Annotated in this window: 18 protein-coding genes and 1 pseudogene; 11 read left to right on the forward strand and 8 right to left on the reverse strand. The window is 67.2% G+C overall.

Annotated features, from left to right (window positions below; genetic code table 11):
- Window positions 1–79 precede the first annotated feature (79 nt).
- From AB4Z32_RS12440 to AB4Z32_RS12450, 3 genes and pseudogenes are all read left to right on the forward strand, one after another.
- On the forward strand, window positions 80–259 hold the full coding sequence (locus AB4Z32_RS12440; protein WP_442122156.1) for a hypothetical protein: 180 nt from the start codon (window positions 80–82) through the stop codon (window positions 257–259).
- Window positions 219–668: pseudogene (locus tag AB4Z32_RS12445) on the forward strand (IS1595 family transposase); the annotation flags it as partial. The gene AB4Z32_RS12440 and the pseudogene AB4Z32_RS12445, both read left to right, overlap by 41 nt.
- Before the next feature lie 218 nt (window positions 669–886).
- Window positions 887–1780 carry a class I SAM-dependent methyltransferase gene (locus AB4Z32_RS12450; protein ID WP_442122157.1) on the forward strand — a complete coding sequence of 298 codons (894 nt, stop codon included), beginning with the start codon at window positions 887–889 and terminating at the stop codon, window positions 1778–1780.
- A gap of 12 nt (window positions 1781–1792) precedes the next feature.
- On the opposite strand, the gene AB4Z32_RS12455 is transcribed toward AB4Z32_RS12450, so the two are convergent.
- The 8 genes from AB4Z32_RS12455 to nhaR all read right to left on the reverse strand — a co-directional run bounded on the left by AB4Z32_RS12455 (window position 1793) and on the right by nhaR (window position 9441).
- Entirely contained in the window at window positions 1793–2956 is a 1164-nt protein-coding gene (locus tag AB4Z32_RS12455) for an acyltransferase family protein (protein WP_442122158.1), read from the reverse strand.
- On the reverse strand, window positions 2956–3708 hold the full coding sequence (locus AB4Z32_RS12460) for a LytR/AlgR family response regulator transcription factor (protein WP_442122159.1): 753 nt from the start codon (window positions 3706–3708) through the stop codon (window positions 2956–2958). Before AB4Z32_RS12460 ends, AB4Z32_RS12455 begins: the two co-directional genes overlap by 1 nt.
- Window positions 3705–4739, reverse strand: a complete 1035-nt coding sequence (locus AB4Z32_RS12465; protein ID WP_442122160.1) for a sensor histidine kinase — start codon at window positions 4737–4739, stop codon at window positions 3705–3707. Before AB4Z32_RS12465 ends, AB4Z32_RS12460 begins: the two co-directional genes overlap by 4 nt.
- 42 nt (window positions 4740–4781) lie before the next feature.
- Window positions 4782–5282, reverse strand: coding sequence for a nuclear transport factor 2 family protein (locus tag AB4Z32_RS12470; protein WP_442122161.1), 501 nt, complete (start codon window positions 5280–5282; stop codon window positions 4782–4784).
- A 100-nt stretch (window positions 5283–5382) separates the two neighbouring features.
- Window positions 5383–6462, reverse strand: coding sequence for a DUF5694 domain-containing protein (locus AB4Z32_RS12475; RefSeq protein ID WP_442122162.1), 1080 nt, complete (start codon window positions 6460–6462; stop codon window positions 5383–5385).
- A gap of 120 nt (window positions 6463–6582) precedes the next feature.
- Window positions 6583–7056, reverse strand: coding sequence for a hypothetical protein (locus AB4Z32_RS12480; RefSeq protein ID WP_442122163.1), 474 nt, complete (start codon window positions 7054–7056; stop codon window positions 6583–6585).
- A gap of 70 nt (window positions 7057–7126) precedes the next feature.
- Window positions 7127–8479, reverse strand: a complete 1353-nt coding sequence (locus AB4Z32_RS12485) for a hemolysin family protein (protein WP_442122164.1) — start codon at window positions 8477–8479, stop codon at window positions 7127–7129.
- 56 nt (window positions 8480–8535) lie between these two features.
- A complete protein-coding gene (gene nhaR, locus AB4Z32_RS12490) occupies window positions 8536–9441 on the reverse strand; it encodes a transcriptional activator NhaR (protein ID WP_442122165.1) in 906 nt (301 codons plus the stop codon).
- Window positions 9442–9564: 123 nt separating this feature from the next.
- Here nhaR and AB4Z32_RS12495 point away from each other — a divergent pair, with 123 nt between their 5' ends.
- The 8 genes from AB4Z32_RS12495 (at window position 9565) to AB4Z32_RS12530 (ending at window position 17112) form a co-directional block, all read left to right on the forward strand.
- On the forward strand, window positions 9565–10635 hold the full coding sequence (locus AB4Z32_RS12495) for a DUF475 domain-containing protein (protein WP_442122166.1): 1071 nt from the start codon (window positions 9565–9567) through the stop codon (window positions 10633–10635).
- Between the two features lie 120 nt (window positions 10636–10755).
- Window positions 10756–11331 (forward strand): TerD family protein, encoded by a 576-nt coding sequence (locus tag AB4Z32_RS12500; RefSeq protein WP_442122167.1) that lies wholly within the window; start codon window positions 10756–10758, stop codon window positions 11329–11331.
- A gap of 71 nt (window positions 11332–11402) precedes the next feature.
- On the forward strand, window positions 11403–12101 hold the full coding sequence (locus tag AB4Z32_RS12505; protein WP_442122168.1) for a TIGR00266 family protein: 699 nt from the start codon (window positions 11403–11405) through the stop codon (window positions 12099–12101).
- Window positions 12102–12135: 34 nt separating this feature from the next.
- Window positions 12136–12720, forward strand: a complete 585-nt coding sequence (locus AB4Z32_RS12510; protein ID WP_442122169.1) for a TerD family protein — start codon at window positions 12136–12138, stop codon at window positions 12718–12720.
- 255 nt (window positions 12721–12975) lie between these two features.
- Window positions 12976–13368, forward strand: a complete 393-nt coding sequence (locus AB4Z32_RS12515) for a GntR family transcriptional regulator (protein ID WP_442122170.1) — start codon at window positions 12976–12978, stop codon at window positions 13366–13368.
- A complete protein-coding gene (locus AB4Z32_RS12520) occupies window positions 13365–14243 on the forward strand; it encodes an ABC transporter ATP-binding protein (RefSeq protein WP_442122171.1) in 879 nt (292 codons plus the stop codon). Before AB4Z32_RS12515 ends, AB4Z32_RS12520 begins: the two co-directional genes overlap by 4 nt.
- A gap of 2 nt (window positions 14244–14245) precedes the next feature.
- Window positions 14246–15676: a hypothetical protein gene (locus tag AB4Z32_RS12525; RefSeq protein ID WP_442122172.1), complete on the forward strand. Its 1431-nt coding sequence runs from the start codon at window positions 14246–14248 to the stop codon at window positions 15674–15676.
- Window positions 15673–17112 carry a hypothetical protein gene (locus AB4Z32_RS12530; protein ID WP_442122173.1) on the forward strand — a complete coding sequence of 480 codons (1440 nt, stop codon included), beginning with the start codon at window positions 15673–15675 and terminating at the stop codon, window positions 17110–17112. Before AB4Z32_RS12525 ends, AB4Z32_RS12530 begins: the two co-directional genes overlap by 4 nt.
- Window positions 17113–17117 lie beyond the last annotated feature (5 nt).

Genomic DNA, 17117 nt, shown 5'->3' on the forward strand with positions numbered 1-17117 from the left:
GGCGCTGTTCGCGCCAAGTGTGGAATCTTTTCTGCAAGCCTGCGGTCCAATGTCGACCTGAACCGTTGACGGAGGCCCCATGCAAGCACGGCAGTTCGAACAGTTCCTGCAACGCCTGTCCTCTCTAACGCGGCGCCAGCGCGACCGCCTGCTCGACCTGCTGCACTCGGCGACCGGCCTCGACCGCGTACTCAAGATCGTCGAGCAGCCCGGCATGAAAGCGCGGCGGCAAGGCGACAAAGCGCGGGATCTCGAGTGAACAAGTGTGCATCCTGGTGGCRCGCGATCGCAGCGGCCAGACCATCGACGCCGTGACCGGCAAGGGCAGCGTGAGCAAGCGGCAACTGTTGCAACACCTGGGGCCGCGCCTGGCGCGCGACGTGCTGCTGGTGACCGATAGCCATGCGGCCTACCCGGCATTCGCGCGGGAGGTCGGGATTTCACATGAGGCCATCAACGCGAGCGCCGGCGAACGAAAGCGCGGTGCGCTGCACATACAAAACGTCAACGCCTATCACAGCCGGATGCGAACCTGGCTGCTGCCGTTCCGCGGCGTCGCGAGCCGATACCTGGGCCACTACTTCGGCTGGCGCTGGGCGCTGGATGGGCAGCGCATTGCCAGTCCAGACGCCTTTTTGAGAGCGGCGCTCGGCAGATTCAACACTTAATGCAAACAGCGCCAATAGGTTTTCTATGCGTATCGCATAAAGTGCGGGAAAAGCGACGCCTAATCCAATCAGAACTGAAGCCAAATTCAGATCATGTAATATCCATCGAAATTCTCCCGTGGGAGGCTGCGATGGCAATCGAAAACCCGCACTGCCCTGGTTGTGGCGCACCAGACGTTCGCGTTATTGACAGCATAGCGACCGCCGAACTGGCGCGCTTGTACCGCAGTCGCGGCATCGATGTCGGCGCCTATGTCGAGACCACGCCGGAAATTTCGAGATTGAAATGCGACGCCTGCGACCTGGTTTTCTTTTCTCCCTCCTGCGCCGGCGACGACAGCTTCTACGAGCAATTACAGAAATTCGACTGGTATTACCAGGACGAGAAACCCGAATACGACTATGCCCGCCAATTCGTGGGCGACAAGCAGCGCGTGCTCGAAGTGGGCTGCGGGAAGGGCGCTTTCCGTTCCTTCTTGCCGGCATCGACGCGCTATGTTGGCCTGGAATTCAATGACGAGGCGGTGCGCAAGGCCAGGGAGGCCGGCCTCGACGTCCGCAAGCAATCGGTCGAACAGCACGCGGCCGAGCATCCGCGCGCCTACGACGTCGTGTGCAGCTTCCAGGTGCTGGAACACGTGCCGAGTCCGGACACCTTCGTGCATGCCTGCGTCGAGTCCCTGGCGCCGGGCGGCATGCTGATCCTGGCCGTCCCGGCCGAAGACAGTTTTCTTGCGCTGGCGGCGAACGCGCCGCTGAACATGCCGCCCCACCACGTGCTGCGCTGGACCGACCGCGCCCTGGTCAGCCTGGCGAAGCGGGAAGGGCTGGAAGTGGCGGCGCTCTGGCACGAGCCGGTCGCCGCCTTCCACCGCGACTGGCAGAGCCACACCCTGGCCTACCATTATTTTGTCCGGCGCGGCATGGCCTCCACCCGCCTGATCGACAGCAGCCTGCGCTATCGCCTCATCGGCAAGCTGCTGCAGAATACGCAGCTGCGCGACTTCCTGGCCCAGCGCGTCGCGCGCGAACAGCCGGCCCTGGAGCATGGCCATACCGTGGTCCTGGCGGCCAGGCAGGCGCAGGGCGTGGCCGGACAAGCCCTGCATTGAAGGCAGTCCCGCCTACCGCATGACGGCACCTGGATGGGCCGCGTCCGCGGTGCGGCTTGTGCCGTTCACGGGTGCGCTGAAGGCCTGGGCCGGATACCAGCGCGCCCGCAGCCGCATGAAGGGCGTCTCGACCAGCCGGTACAGGAGCCAGCCGCCGAACACCCCGGCCGCCATCACCGCCGCGACGGTCAGCGGCGCGGCAGGGTCGATGCCCCGGTTTTCCAGCACCGGCCGCAGCGCCATGAACACCGGCTTGTGCACCAGGTAGACCGCGTAGGACCACAGCGCCAGGCTGCCGGCGCCGGGAATGCGCAGGCGGTTCAGGATGCAGCGCGGGCTGAGCGCCGCGCAGGTCAGCAGGGCGAAGCTGAAGGCCACCAGCGAAAAGCCGAAGGTCGATGTCAGGCCCGGGTTCGGCGCGTCGTAGCGCACGCCGTACAGCACCGCCGCCGCCATGCCGATGCCGGCCGCCAGCAGGGCGTTCCCATGCTTCAGGAGGCGCTCGAACAGCCCGGGGTGGAAATTCTTCAGCATGGCGATGGCCACGCCGGGCAGCAGTTCGTCGAAGCGGGCGAAGCTCGAGTAGTAGGCCGGCGCCGAGAACGCCTCCTCGCCGTTCAGGAAGTTGATCCCGCGCGTGGCGATGCCGGCACCGATGGCGGCGACCAGCACGCACCACAGCAGGCGCGGCGAGCGCCGCGTGCCTACCAGCGCCATCACCACCAGCGGCAGCACCAGGTAGAACTGCTCCTCGATGCACAGCGACCATGAGTGAGTGAAGGTCTCGCCGTAGCGCAGGCCGAAGTTCTGCGTGAAGCTGAGGAAGCGCCAGACCGGCGCCATGGTCTTGCCCCAGATCGGGCTGTGCGGCAGCAGCAGGTAGACGGCCAGCACCACGTAGTAGTTCGGCAGGGTGCGCAGCAGGCGGCGCGCGACGAAGGTCTTCAGCTGTACGCTTTCGCCGCGCGCGGCCGGCGCCAGCAGCTGGTTGCCGATCAGGTAGCCGCTCAGGACGAAGAAGAGGTCGACGCCGGCCCAGCCGACTTCACCGATGAAGCCGAAGATGGAGCCGCGGGCGACGAAGCCGTTGTAGTGGGACATCAATACCATGGCGATGGCGAGCGCGCGCAAGGTGTCCAGGCCCGCGAGGCGGGGTGTTCCGGCAGGTGTGTGCATCAGGCGATTTTCTTGTTGAAGTGATCGAGTGCATCCGCGAGCGCCGGCATATAGGTGCGGCTGGCGCGCAGCAGGCTGCCGTCGCGCAGGCGCAGCAGGGCGTCGCGGTTGGTAAGGGCGCGCAGCTCGGCGATCATGTCGAGCCGCACGATGGTCGAGCGGTGGATGCGCTGGAAGACGCGCGGATCGAGCTGCATGGCCAGGGTGTGCAGGCGCTCGCGCACCAGCCAGCTCTTGCCTTCCGCATGCAGGGTGGCGTAGTCGCCGTCGGCTTCGATGCGTTCGACGTCGCCGGCCGGGACCAGCACGGTGCGCGTGCCGCTGCGGACCGTGAAGCTGCGCAGCCACTGCGCCGGCGCCGCAGCGGCTTCGTGGCGGCGGTAGGGCCAGGCGCGCAGGGCGCGGTCCAGGGCTTCGTCCAGGCGATCGTCGTCGACCGGTTTCAGCAGGTAGTCGATGGCCGCCAGGTCGAAGGCCTGCACGGCGAAGCTGTCCCAGGCGGTCAGCAGGATCGCCATCGGACGATGCTGCGGCGGCAGCGAGGCCAGCACCTCGATGCCGCTCCTGCCGGGCATCTGGACGTCGATGAACACCAGGTCCGGCCGCAGCACCGCGATGCCGGCGGCGGCGCTGTCGCCGTCGCCGTATTCCGCGGCCAGTTCGAACTCCCCGCGGCGTGCCAGCCTCACCTTGACCGCCAGCCGCGCGAGCGGCTCGTCGTCGACGATCACGACCCGCATCGGCGCGCTCATGCCGCCGCCACCGCACGCAGGGGCAGGGCGATGCGCACGCCGAAACGGCCGTCCTCGCCCCAGCCGGCATCGACCCGCTGGGCGTCGCCGTACAGGTGGCGCAGGCGCTGCGCCACGTTCGCCAGGCCGATGCCGCCGCTGCCCGCCTGCGCCGGCTTGCATCCGTCGTTATGCACCTCGACCAGCAGGCGCGCGCCTTCGCGGCCGACGCGGACGTCGAGGCGGCCGGGCGTGCTAAGCGGCGCGATGCCGTGGCGGATCGCGTTCTCCACCAGCGGCTGCAGCATCAGGTAGGGCACGGCGCTGTCCAGCAGGTCCGGCCCGGCCTTCATGGTCAGGCACAGGCGCTCGCCGAGGCGGGCCTTTTCGATTTCCAGATAGGCGTCGAGCAGCGCCAGCTCCTCGGCCAGCGAATGCTCGTGGCGGCCGTCGTGGGCCAGCGTGGCGCGCAGGAAGTCGGAGACGCAGGCGAGCATGCGGTTGGCTTCGCGGTTGGACTGGTTCGAGACCAGCGCGGAGATCGCGTTCAGGGAGTTGAACAGGAAATGGGGATTGACCTGGAGGCGCAGCGCGCGCAGCTCGGCGTCGCGCGCGGCCGCCCGGGCCTGCGCCAGGTGCAGCTCGGCGCGCTGCAGCGACAGGTAGTACACCGCCACCGCGTGCACTGCGCAGAAGGAGATCAGGGCCAGCCAGCAGCCATCCAGGCCCCGGGCCAGCTCACGCCACTGGTAGGCGCTCTCCAGTCCCAGGCCGATCGCGAGGCGCTGGCCGAGCAGGGCGTTCACGATCGACATCGCATAGCTGGCGCCCAGCAGTACCAGCGCCGTCGGCAGCCAGCGCCATTCGCGGCGCCACAAGGCGCGCTGCAGCAGCGCCAGCGGCACCAGCCATCCCAGGCAGGCGACGAAGAACAGCGTGCGGAAGGCGGCGGAATAGCCGTGGCCGAAGGACGGCAGCCCGAGGATGGCCATGCAGGCGCACACCGGCAGGGCGGCGAGCACGGGAACGAGCAGCGGCGTTTCTACTTTCACGGGCGGCCTTCGGGCAGATGACAATCCGGCAATTCTAGCGTCTTAACGGCCGATCGAGAACAGCATCGAGCTGATCTTCCAGCCGTCTTCGGCACGCACCATTTGCCAGCTCTCGCTGCCGCGGTTGGTCACTTTGCCGTCGACCAGGAAGTCGAAATCGAACCAGACCGACGCGACCGCGCCGTTGGTGTCGATGCGCACGTTGTAGAAGCGTTCCTCGACCGGCTTGGGCGCAGTCTGCACGAACTCGGCGAACTTCTTCCAGCTGTCGGGAACGACCTTGCGCGCGTCCGGGTGGCGCGCCTTGACCGCGGCCCAGGTCTGCTCGTCGGCGACCGACAGCCAGCTGTCGTGGTCCTGCAGGAACAGGCTGCCGAGGGTCTGGCCGTCATGGGCGATGATGGCGGCCTTGAACTGCTCGACGATCTTCTGGATCGCCGCGACGTCGGCCTGGTGGTCGCCCTTGCCGGCGGTGTCGGCGGCCCGTGCCGGCGCGGCCAGGCAGGACAGGACGATGAGGAGGGGGAAGAGGAAGGCGCGCATGGGAACTCCTGAGTTGGAAAGCTCCCATGCTGGACATTGCCGGGCCGGCGGTCCAGCGCAATGCGCCGACCCGTGCATGGCTTGCGGTGAACGGTGGGCGCTAGCGCAGCACCTGCAGCGCGTCGACGATCCGCACGTCGTGCATCTGGTTCAGGTAAGCCTCCAGATAGCCCTTGTGCGAGGCGCCGACGATGACCAGGGTGCGGCTGCCAGGCCGCGCCGCGATGGCCTCGCGGATGTTCGAAGCCATGCGCAGGTTGCGGGTCTCCCAGGAACCGACGTAGTGGCGGCCGAACTGCTGCGGAGAGCCTTCTTCGAGCGCGGCGCCGAAGTCGCCGTCGAAGGCCAGCCTGGCCTGGGAGGGATCGTTGAGGGAGCGGTACATCGCCAGCACGCCCTCGGGATCGCCGAGCCTGGGCTGGTAAGCCTCCTCCATCTTCCTGCGCCGGGCGGAGGCGGGATTGTCCCAGGCCTTGCGGATGGCGGCGGCGAAGCCTTTCTCGTCCTCGATCATCACGTCCGAGGTATGGTCGTCCATCGCGACGATGCGCTCCAGGCCCAGCGCGGCCGCCACCGGCGCCGCGATCAGGGTGTTCTCGTTGCGCTTTGCGCGCAGCTCATCGAGCAGGGCGACGAGTTGCGCATCGAGGCCGTCGCCGGCGCGGCGCTCGGCTTCCGGCAGGCGCAGCCACTGTACCAGCGCCGAGGCGCGTTCGCCGCCGGCCAGGAATACGGCGGCGAGATGGCGGCGCTGCGCCGGCGTCGGCGCGGCGGGCCAATGTGCCAGCAGCCGCTCGGCTTCGGCGGACGCTGCCGGGACGTCGAGGCCGGTCGAGGCGCGCGCCGGGGCAGGGTCCCAGCAGTAATCGGCCACGGTGTCCTTGTAGCGGTGCGGGAAGCGGCGCGCGTAATCGCACTGCATGCCGGACAGCGCCTCGATCGCGACGATCTGCGGCTTCCAGCCGGCCAGCCTGTCGTTCAGCAGCTTCAGGCTGGCGGGCCTGAACGGGTCCTTCAGGCCCGACAGGTGGGCCGTGCCCAGCACCATCACCTCGTTCGGCCGGCCCCTGGCCGGGCCCTTGAGTGCGCCCGGGTCGAAGATCTTCGCCGGTTCCTGGGCGTAGGCGCCGGCGGCGCACAGCAGGGTGGCGGCCAGCAGGCCGGTCATTCGTCGCAGCATACGATGTCTCCCTTGATCAGAGACGCCACTGTAGGCCGGCGCGGACGTCCGGGCGTCCGTCATGCGACGGGCCGCACATTCGGTGGTATGAACGGCGAGGGAGCCCTGCAACTGCGTCCTCTACATGCCGGCCAGGCTGGCCCTGACGCGCTCGACATGTTCCAGGGCGCTGTCCCGGCCGTGCCTGGATGCCTGCAGCGCCATATGCCAGTGTCCGACCACGCCCAGCAGTTCGTGCCGGTCGCCGGCCCGTTCGATGCGCCGCACGACTTCGGCCGCCATCAGGCCGAGACAGGCTTCGGCCGTCTTCACCATCTCGGTCTTCAACTGCGCCAGCTCGGGGGACATGACAGGCGGCTGCGGCGCCGGTACGGCGGCCGATGTGGAGGTGCAGGGACCGATCAGCTCCATCGCCAGCAGCTCGCCGACGATAGTGTCGAGCTGCCGGGCGGGAATCAGGCCGGTGAGGGAAGCGCAGGGCTTGCGGCCGTCGAGCATGATCAGCACGGTCCGCTGCCTGCTGTTCAGGCCCAGGCAGCGCTGCGCGACCTCGCTCCTGCCTTTCGCTGTCTTTGCATAGATGACAGGGGACATGGTGAACTTTCGAAGCCGGTGTCGGATGATGCTATAGGGCAAGTGTTACCGCCGTATGTCATCCATGGCTTCAGTCCAGCTCGTCCTCGTCCGCACCCCGCTCCAGGCGCGGGATAACCTTGACCAGCAGGATGCGCGGGCCGCTGGTCTTCTTGACCACCACGTCGAAGCGCGGGAACTCGATGCGCTGGCCCTGCTTGGGAATGTCGCCCAGCTTGGCCATCAGCAGGCCGCCCACCGATTCCACCTCGTCCAGGCCCATGGCTTCGTTGTCGATGTCGATGCCGAGCACGCGCTCGAGCGAGACGATCGGCAGGCTGGCCTTGCCGATGAAGGTGCCGTCGGCCTGGCGGATCCAGTCGTTCTCGTTGAGGCGGAATTCGTCGCGGATCTCGCCGACGATGGCACCCAGCAGGTTGTCCAGCGTGATGAAGCCGACCGGGCGCTTGCCTTTTTCGCCGATCAGGGCGAAGTGGGGCGCGCCGGTGCGGAAACGGCGGAACAGTTCGATGGCGGGAGTGCGCGCCGAGAAGGTCTCGACGGGGCGCAGGTACTCCGTCAGGTCGGTGACGTCCTTGCCTGCCTGCTCGGCGAAGAACAGGTCCTTCAGGTGGATCACGCCCAGCACTTCTTCGCCGTCCTTGTCGAACCAGGGGTAGCGCGAGAAGCGGTTGCGGCGCATCGTGTCGAGGTTCTGCTCGAGCGAGCGGCTGGCGTAGAGGGCGCTGACCTCGTTAATCGGGCGCATCAGGTCGGACACCGAGTGCTCGCCGAATTCAAGCGACTGCGCCAGGATGTGGCGTTCGTCGTGGGTGAACTTTTCCTTTTCTCCCGTCGTACTGGTGTTGGTACGCAGGATCATCTTCAATTCGTCGTTCGAATAATGCGTCTCGTGGCTGCCGGCGCCGGACAGGCCGGCGACGCGCAGCACCATGTTGGCGCTGGCATTGAGCACCCAGATCGCCGGGTACATCGCCCAGTAGAAGCCGTACAGCGGGATCGCGCTCCACAGGCCGACCGCTTCCGGAAGGCGGATCGCCAGCGACTTCGGCGCCAGCTCGCCGACCACGATGTGCAGGAAGGAGATCACGCCGAAGGCGATCACGAAGGAGACGCCGTGGATCACTTGCGGGCTGGTGACGCCGAGGATGGCGAAGGCCGGTTCCAGCAGGCGGGCAAAAGCGGGTTCGCCGACCCAGCCCAGGCCCAGCGAGGCGAGGGTGATGCCGAGCTGGCAGGCCGACAGGTAGGCGTCGAGCTGGCTATGGACCTTGTAGAGGATGCGGCCTTGCAGGCCGCCGTTTTTCGCGATCGCCCGCACGCGGGTCTTGCGGAGAGTGACGATGCCGAACTCGGCCGCCACGAAGAAGCCGTTCAGCGCCACCAGCAGCAACGCCAGAACGACCAATAGAATATTTTCCATACAAATGTAAGTTGATCAAGAAGCAAGCCGATGCATTGTACAGCCCAGTTCCGGATTCAGGCGGCGGCCGGCAAGGCTTTTTGCGCGGCGGCCAGGATGGCCTCGACCGCCGGATGCTTGATCTTGCGTTCGTTCGAAATCACATAGAACTGCTCGCGCACGCCGGGCACGGCGCCCACATGCACCGCGCCGAACTGTTCTTCGATCTCGGCCGCCAGCGCCGCCGGCGCGAAGAACAGGCCCAGGCCGCGCCGTCCGAAGGTGTTGAGCAGGGCGTTGTCCTCGAACTCGCCGACCACATCCGGTTTCACATTGACTTGCAGCAGCCATTCGTCGATCTTGCTGCGCAGGGCATTATTACGCGTCGGCAGCAGGAAGGGCGCGCCATTCAGATTCCCCGGGAAATCCTTGCCATACCTGGCGGCCAGCTCCGGCGTGCCCACCACCAGCATCTCGCTCTCGAACAGCTGGTGGCTGAACACCTTCAATGCGCTGCCCGGCTGCACTTCGCGGTCGGTCAGCACCACGTCCAGCTTGTGCAGGGCGAGTTCGGCCAGCAGGGCCTCGAACTGGTCTTCGTAGCAGACCACGCGCACCTTCTTGTCGATGCGCATCGCGCTTTCCAGCATGCGGTAGGCGGACAGCTTGGGCAGCGAATCCGAGATGCCGACCGACAGGCGGATGCGGCCGCTGTCGGCTTCGTTCACGGCTTCCTGCATCTGGGTGCCGAGCAGGAAGATCTGGTCCGCATAATTCATCGCCACGCGGCCGGCCTCGGTCAGCACCAGGCGCCGGCCCTGCTGCGAGAACAAGGCCTTGCCCATCGATTGCTCCAGCAGGGTCAGCTGCGAACTGACGGTCTGCACCGCCAGGCCGAGGCGCTCGGCGGCGCGCGTGATGCCGCCTTCCTTGGCGACCACCCAGAAGTAGTACAGGTGGCGGAAATTCAGGTCGTTTTTCATGGATGGGCCCCTGTGCTCAGGTTTTATCGAAGTAATTCTCCCATTATCTTCGCTTTTTCCTTTTGTTGCACCCCTCTACACTGCGCCTTGTCAACAACAATACAAGCCAAGGGGTAGAACAACATGAAGCATTTCAGGGTGTCATTCATTGTCACCGCGCTTTGTCTGGCGGCGTCCGGATGGTGGGGCTACACGCATGGCGGCTGGCCGACGGCGCTGACCGCGGTGGGTATCGCCGCGATCCTGGCCGTGATGGAAGTCTCGCTGTCCTTCGATAACGCGGTGGTCAACGCCTCGGTCCTCAAGACCTGGGACGAGTTCTGGAAGAAGCTGTTCCTGGGCGTCGGCATCATCATCGCCGTGTTCGGCATGCGCCTGCTGTTCCCGCTGGTGATCGTGGCGGTGGCGGCCGACCTCGGCATGGCCGATGTGTGGACGATGGCGCTGGAGAACCCGAAAGAGTACTCGATGCACCTGACCAACCACCACGCGGAAGTGGCGGCCTTCGGCGGCATGTTCCTGCTGCTGGTCTTCCTGAACTTCCTGTTCGACGACGAGAAGGAACACCACTGGCTGGGCCACTTCGAAGAGAAACTCGGCGCGCTCGGCAAGGTGTCCTCGATCTCGGTGATGGTGGCGATCGGCGCCCTGATGGCCAGCCTGTCCTTCGTGGCGGAAGGCCAGAAGCTGGTGGTGCTGGAGTCGGGCCTGTGGGGCATCCTGATCTACGTCGGCGTCGACGTGCTCAGCAACCTGCTGGAGAAGTCGGAAGAGGGCGGCGGCGAGGTCGGCGACATGGTCAAGCGCGGCGGTATCGGCGGCTTCCTGTACCTGGAAGTGCTGGATGCATCGTTCAGCTTCGACGGCGTGATCGGCGCCTTCGCGATCACCAACGACGTCGTGATCATCATGCTGGGCCTGGCGATCGGTGCGATGTTCGTGCGTTCGCTGACCGTCTACCTGGTGGACAAGGGCACGCTCGACCAGTTCGTCTTCCTGGAGCACGGCGCCCACTACGCGATCGGCATCCTGGCGCTGATCATGCTGGCAAGCATGAAGTTCCATGTGCCCGAACTGGTGACCGGCCTGGCTGGCGTGGCCTTCATCGGCGCCTCGGTGTGGAGCTCGATCCGCTACCGCAAGCGTATGGAAGCGATGGGCGTGGGCCACAAGGAGCTGGCAGCGGTGAAGTGACCTAGGGTGGGCACCCCGTGCCCACGCAACACAGCCCGCAAAGAACCTGCGGCGAACGGCAGAACACCAGTTCGCGGCATGAAGTACCAAGGGTGTTCAACCAAAACAAGGAGAGTCAACATGGCAATCAGTCTGCAAAAAGGCGGTAACGTCAACCTGTCGAAAGAAGCGCCGGGCCTGGTCAGCATGAAGGTCGGCCTGGGCTGGGACACGCGCGCCACCGATGGCGCCGCGTTCGACCTGGATGGCGTCGTGTTCCTGCTGAACCAGTCGGGCAAGGTGCGCTCGGATGCCGACTTCATCTTCTACAACAACCTGAAGTCGGCCGACGGCTCGGTCGTGCACTCGGGCGACAACCGTACCGGCGAAGGCGAAGGCGACGACGAATCCGTCACCATCGACCTGTCCAGGGTGCCGGCCGACGTCGATCGCGTTGTGGTGGCCGTGACCATCCACGACGGCGAAGCGCGCCGCCAGAACTTCGGCATGGTCGGCAAGGCCTTCGTCCGATGCGTCAATGCAGGCAACAACAGCGAGATCGCCCGCTACGACCTGTCCGAGGACAGCTCGACCGAGACGGCCATGATTTTCGGCGAGGTGTATCGTAACGGCGCGGACTGGAAGTTCCGTGCGGTCGGCCAGGGCTTCAACGGCGGCCTCGGCCCCCTCGCCAAGAACTACGGCGTGGCCGTCTAAGCACGCAGTACCGCCGCCCTCCCGAGTCCGCGGGCGGGGCGGTCATCACCCACAATAAAAGGAAGCCAAGCATGCCAAAATTTACTGTTACCGGTGACGTCGATCCCTTCCTGCACGTGTCCATGCGCCAGGGCGAAACCATCTACTGCGAATCCGACGCGATGGTGATGATGGAATCGACGCTCGACCTCAAGGGCAAGATGCGCGGTGGCCTGGGCAGCGCGCTGATGCGCACCTTCGCCAACGGCGAGTCCTTCTTCCAGCAGCACATCGAAGCGGCGCGCGGCGACGGCGATTGCCTGCTGTCGCCGACCCTGCCGGGCGCGATGCAGATCGTCGACTGCGGCCCGGGCGGCCAGTACATCATCAGCGACGGCGCCTTCGTCGCCGCCAGCTCGGGCGTGGACCTGAAGGTGCGCACCCAGAGCCTGGGCAACGCCCTGTTCGCGGGCAGCGGCGGCTTCTTCGTCACCGAGACGCAGGGCAGCGGCCAGGTGGTGGTGTCGGGCTTCGGTTCGATGAGCATGCTGGAGGTCGAACCGGGCAAGGACGCGATCATCGACAACTCGCACGTCGTCGCCTGGGATTCCACCCTGCGCTACGAAGTCTCGATCACGACCGGTACCAGCGGCGGCTTCCTGGGCAACCTGATCAACAGCCAGACCAGCGGCGAAGGCATCGTCCTGCGCTTCTCCGGTCGCGGCAAGATTTACGTCTGTTCGCGCAACCGCGCCGCCTTCAAGGCCTGGATGCAGGCACCGGCGCGCTGAGCGGACTCACTCACTCAACAAAAGGAGTATCGACATGGCAGTCAACCTGCAAAAAGGGCAGAAGATCTCGCTGGAGAAGGAAGCCGGCGGCGCGCTGTCGCGCGTGACGATGGGCCTGGGCTGGGACGTCGCCAAAAGCAAGGGCTTCTTCGGCTTCGGCGGCGGCAAGGGCGAGGCGATCGACCTCGACGCCTCGGTCGTGATGTTCGACGAGAACAACCACCCGGTCGACGTGGTCTGGTTCCGCCAGCTCAAGAGCCGTGACGGCAGCATCGTCCACACCGGCGACAACCGCACCGGCGCCGGCGACGGCGACGACGAGCAGATCATCGTCGACCTGCGCAGCGTACCGCCGCAGGTGAAGTCGCTGATGTTCACGGTGAACAGCTTCACCGGCCAGAACTTCTCGACCGTCGAGAACGCGTTCTGCCGCATCTTCGACACCAACAGCGGCAAGGAAATCGCGCGTTACGACCTGTCGGTGCAGGGCTCGCACACGGCCCAGATCATGGCCAAGCTGTACCGCCACAACGGCGAGTGGAAGATGCACGCGATCGGCGAGAACGGTAGCGGCCGCACCTTCGACGACCTGATGCCGCTGATGACGCCGCACCTGTAATCGCAACACGTTTCCAGTAGTTCCCCGCGCGGATGTTGTCTCCGTCTGCGCGATCCCGGCCCGGACGGCTTGGCGTCCGGGTTCTTTTGCGGCTCCTTCGTGGAGCCGTCTTTTTTGCGGCTACGCCTCCCTCAGGCCACCCGCATTGGGCGCCGGATCGCGCTGAATACTCACACTTTCTAACAAGACAATATTTTTCTTGACGGCATAAACAAGTCAGTATTACTGTATTACTCAATTAATACACTAGACAGCATGACCGACCACACCGCCAACCTGTTCTCGATCGCGACCGGCTCGTCCGAACCGATCTACCGCCAGCTCGTCGAGCAGGTGCGCCGCCTGGCCGCCGCCGGCCAGCTCAAGCCGGGCGACGGCATGCCCTCGGTCCGCGAGATCGCATCGAGCCTGGCCCTGAATCCCATGACCGTCTCCAAGGCCTACAACCTGCTGGAGATGGACGGGGTGCTGACGCGCCGGCGCGGGCTCGGCATGGTGGTCGCCGACTTCGCGCCCGCCAGGCCCGCCGACCGCGCCGAACTGCTGCGCCCCGCGCTCGAGCGCGCCGCCATCGAGGCGCGCCAGCTCGAGCTCGACCCCGACACCGTCCTGACTTTGTTCGAAACCATCCTGAAGGAAGCAAAATGAACGCGCCGCTGGTCCAGATGTCCTCCGTCACCAAACATTTCGGCGCCCGCCAGGTGCTCGACCGCCTCGACTGGCAGGTCGCGCCCGGCCAGGTCATCGGCCTGCTGGGCCGCAACGGCGCCGGCAAGTCGACCCTGCTCGAGTGCATGCTCGGCCTGCGCGAAGTCGACGGCGGCACCGTGAGCATGTTCGGCGAGGATGCGGCCGCGCTGTCCGACGGCGCCCGCGCCCGCATCGGCTACGTGCCGCAGAAGTCCGACCTGTTCGACTGGCTCACGCCGCTGCAGATGCTGGAGTATTTCCAGGCCATGTACCCGCGCTGGAACAAGGGCAAGGTCGAGGGTCTGCTGTCGCGCTGGGGCTTCGACCCGTACAAGCGCAACAGCCCGATCAAGAAGCTCTCGGGCGGCGAGCAGCAACGCCTGTCCATCATCCGCGCGCTGGCGCACGATCCGGACCTCCTGATCCTCGACGAGCCGGTATCGGCCCTCGACCCGGTCGGCCGGCGCGACTTCCTGCGCGAACTGGTCGACCAGGTGATCGAGCGCGGCACCACGGTGGTGTTCTCGACCCACATCCTGTCCGACCTCGAACGCGTGGCCTTCGACCTTGCCTTCCTGAAGGATGGACGGATCGCCCTGCAGGGCCAGACCGACGCCTTGCTGGAAGGCGCGCGCAGGGTGGTCGCGGCGCCGCATGCGCTGCCGGCGGGCCGCCTGCAAGGGGAACTGCGGCGCAGCTACGAAGGCCCGCTGACCAGCGTGATCGTACAGGCGGACTACGCGCAGCTCGCCCAGCTGGCGGGCAAGCCGGGCGTGCGCATCGAGACGCTGAGCCTGGAAGACCTGTTCATCGAAATGACGCGCGAGGGCTGAGCATGAATGCCACCGCATGGCAGGATTACCGCCGCATCTGGACGGCGACCACGACCTGGCGCGATCCGCGCCAGGTCGAATGGATAGGCAGGATCGCGCTGTTCCTGGCGCTTGCGGCCGGCATGGCCAGGCTCGCCGGGGTGCTCGAGCGCGACCGCTTCTGGCACATGGAAGTCTTCGTGCTGGTGGGCTGGTTCGGGCTCGTGTGGATGATCTACTTCCTGCCGGCGTCGGTGCTGATGAATTCCGCGCCCAATGCCCGGCTGGTGCCGCGCCAGCGCCGGCGCCTGCGCCAGATGGCCATGGCCGGCTGGCTGTTCATGACCTTCGGCGCGACGCTGGCCTTCGGCACCTGGGCCGCCTTTCCCCTGTTGGCCATCTATACGCTGGGCGTGATGCTGCAGCGCGCGGGCATCCGCTCGGCCGCCGTACTGGTACTGCTGGCAACGATATGGCCTTTCCTTTCCGCGCATATGCCGCCGGCGCTGCTGCACGCCATCGTCGGCACGCGCGGCCTGGTGCTGGAGAGCGCTGCCCTGGTCCTGGCCGCGGTGTGGAGCCTGGCGCGGCTCTACCCGGCCGGCGGCGACCGCCACCTGGACGGCCGCGAGCAGGTCGTGGCCGGCCTGGCCCGTTACGAAAGCCGCGGCGCCGGCGCGGTCAGCAGTCCGGCCCCGTCCCCGATCAGCCGCTTCGCCTATATTCCGGCGCTGCAGCGCGACTGCCGCAGCGGCAGGCCGGACGCCCTGCTGATGCATGTGCTGGGCCCTGCGGGACACTGGAGCGTCTGGATTCCGGGCGCGGCCATTGTCCTGCTGATCGCACTGGCGATCGCGCTGCTGACGTCAGGCGGGCCGTCGCAAGGTTTCAAGGAAGGCATGGACGTCGCCCTCTCCACCGCCACCGTGATGGCCGTCGCCAGCACGGCCCACTTCGCCCAGCAGCTGCGCAGGACCCGCGGCGAACAGGCCCTGCTGCGCCTGACGCCGCTGGCCGGCAATGCCGCGCTGCTGAACCGCCGCCTGGCGGCAGGGATGATGAAGAGCGCCCTGGTCAGCTGGGGCATGGTGACGGCCCTGATCCTGCTGCTGGCCTGGGTGGCCGGCGCCGATGCGGGGCGCCTGCTGCGCCAGCTCGGCCTGGGCTGCCTGGGCGGCCAGCTGGCTGCGGCCTGGCTGCTGGGCGATTTCGCCCGCGGGCTGCCGTCCTTCGCCTGGTGGCGCCTTCCGGTGCTGGCATTGCAGGCCGGCGCCAACCTGGGCGCGGCGTGGTGCCTGGCCCAACTGGGCGGGAGCATCTGGGCCTGGCTGGTGCCGATCAGCGTGATCGGCGCTATAGCCCTGCTGATCGGGTCGCGCCGCAGGATGCTGGCCGCGCCGCCGGCCTTTCCGGTGGCGCGCATGGAAGACAGCGTCGGGGAGGGCAGGCAATGAGCGCCGCCGCCATCCAGGATTTCCGCCGCATCTGGCGCGTGACGACCATCCAGCGCGACGAGCGGACCATGATGCTCTTGAGCTGGCTGGCGCTGGCCGGCGCAAGCCTCGGCCTCATCGGCGCCGGGTTGGCCATGCTGTCGCACAAGGCGGGACCGCTGGAACTGCTGCGCGTAGTGCTCGGGGTGGCCGGGATCTGGCTGGGGATGATCTGGATAATGCTGTTCGTGCCCGGCTCCATCCTGCTGAATTCCCCCGCGAATGCCCGGCTGGTGCCGCGCCAGCGCCGCCGCCTGCAACAGATGGCGGTCGGCAGCTGGGTATTGGTCACCGCCGGCGTGACCGCGGCGATGGGCCAGTGGGCGGCGCTGCCGGTGGTCGGCATCAGCCTGATCGGGCTTGCGCTCACGCGCGCCGGACGGACCGAGGCGGCGCCGCTGTTCCTCGTCGGGATCAACTGGCAGACCTTGTCGCGCCACGTGCTGCCGCCCGCGGTGGTGGACGCCGCCGGCAGCAATGCCGGGCTGCTGACCTTGAGCGTGCTGCTGCTGCCGATGGGTGTGTGGGCGCTGCGCACCCTGTATCCGGCCGCCGGCGACCGCCACCTGGCGCGCCGCGGCGAGCAGGTCAAGAGCGCCCAGCGCCTGGAGCGGCGCGGCCTGGCGAACCCCGGTGAAGGCGGCCGCCTGAGCCGCTGGACTACTGCCCGCATCTATCCGCTCATGCTGCGCCGCGCCCTGCGCCGGCCGCGGCCGGGCGTGCTGCTGATGCATGCGCTGGGACCGCTGGCGCACTGGAGCGCCTGGATCGCCGGCATGGGCGGCATGCTGCTGTTCGGCGCCGCCGTGCGCCTGCTGCTGGGATGGCGGGGCGGGGATGCGCTGCGCGAGTTCGTCGGCGGCCCGATGGGCGCGGGCCTGGCCGCGCTGACCATCGTGATCGTGTTCAGCACGGCCGCATTCAGCCAGCAGATCCGCAAGACCACCGGCGAACAGTCGCTGCTGCGCCTGACGCCGCTGGCGGGCGAGGCCGCGCAGCTGAACCGCCGCCTGGCCGTCCAGCTGCTGCGGACCGCGCTGCGCAACTGGCTGATGCTGTCGGCGGTGGTCCTGCTGGTCACCGCCATGGTCGGCGGCGAGCGCGAGGCCGTGCTGCGCCAGGGGGCGCTGTGCGTGCTCGCCAGCCAGGTGGCGCTGATGGGGCTGCTGGGCGATTTCGCGGGCGAGGGCGGCTGGAATGTGCCGCTGGCCCTGCAGGCCGGCCTGCTGGCGGTGCTCGAACTGGTCATCGCGCTGGGCCTGGCCAGGTTCAGCGGTACTGACGTCTGGGCCTGGGTGGCGGTCATCGCCGTTGCCGCCGGCGCCTGGCAGCTGCGCCGCGGCTGGCGCATGATGTTGTCCGCGCCGCCGGCCTTCCCGGCGGGCCGGATCGGCTGATCCGG

Source organism: Massilia sp. 2TAF26 (assembly GCF_052115005.1).
In the GTDB taxonomy this organism is placed as follows: Bacteria; Pseudomonadota; Gammaproteobacteria; order Burkholderiales; family Burkholderiaceae_D; genus Telluria.

Coding starts and splice junctions, on each gene's coding strand:
- AB4Z32_RS12460 (WP_442122159.1), bottom strand. CDS start 3,708: ATGAGCGCGCCGATGCGGGTCGTGATCGTCGACGACGAGCCGCTCGCG.
- AB4Z32_RS12510 (WP_442122169.1), top strand. CDS start 12,136: ATGGCAGTCAACCTGCAAAAAGGGCAGAAGATCTCGCTGGAGAAGGAA.
- AB4Z32_RS12475 (WP_442122162.1), bottom strand. CDS start 6,462: ATGCTGCGACGAATGACCGGCCTGCTGGCCGCCACCCTGCTGTGCGCC.
- AB4Z32_RS12500 (WP_442122167.1), top strand. CDS start 10,756: ATGGCAATCAGTCTGCAAAAAGGCGGTAACGTCAACCTGTCGAAAGAA.
- AB4Z32_RS12520 (WP_442122171.1), top strand. CDS start 13,365: ATGAACGCGCCGCTGGTCCAGATGTCCTCCGTCACCAAACATTTCGGC.
- AB4Z32_RS12505 (WP_442122168.1), top strand. CDS start 11,403: ATGCCAAAATTTACTGTTACCGGTGACGTCGATCCCTTCCTGCACGTG.
- AB4Z32_RS12470 (WP_442122161.1), bottom strand. CDS start 5,282: ATGCGCGCCTTCCTCTTCCCCCTCCTCATCGTCCTGTCCTGCCTGGCC.
- nhaR (WP_442122165.1), bottom strand. CDS start 9,441: ATGAAAAACGACCTGAATTTCCGCCACCTGTACTACTTCTGGGTGGTC.
- AB4Z32_RS12530 (WP_442122173.1), top strand. CDS start 15,673: ATGAGCGCCGCCGCCATCCAGGATTTCCGCCGCATCTGGCGCGTGACG.
- AB4Z32_RS12525 (WP_442122172.1), top strand. CDS start 14,246: ATGAATGCCACCGCATGGCAGGATTACCGCCGCATCTGGACGGCGACC.
- AB4Z32_RS12440 (WP_442122156.1), top strand. CDS start 80: ATGCAAGCACGGCAGTTCGAACAGTTCCTGCAACGCCTGTCCTCTCTA.
- AB4Z32_RS12455 (WP_442122158.1), bottom strand. CDS start 2,956: ATGCACACACCTGCCGGAACACCCCGCCTCGCGGGCCTGGACACCTTG.
- AB4Z32_RS12495 (WP_442122166.1), top strand. CDS start 9,565: ATGAAGCATTTCAGGGTGTCATTCATTGTCACCGCGCTTTGTCTGGCG.
- AB4Z32_RS12485 (WP_442122164.1), bottom strand. CDS start 8,479: ATGGAAAATATTCTATTGGTCGTTCTGGCGTTGCTGCTGGTGGCGCTG.
- AB4Z32_RS12515 (WP_442122170.1), top strand. CDS start 12,976: ATGACCGACCACACCGCCAACCTGTTCTCGATCGCGACCGGCTCGTCC.
- AB4Z32_RS12480 (WP_442122163.1), bottom strand. CDS start 7,056: ATGTCCCCTGTCATCTATGCAAAGACAGCGAAAGGCAGGAGCGAGGTC.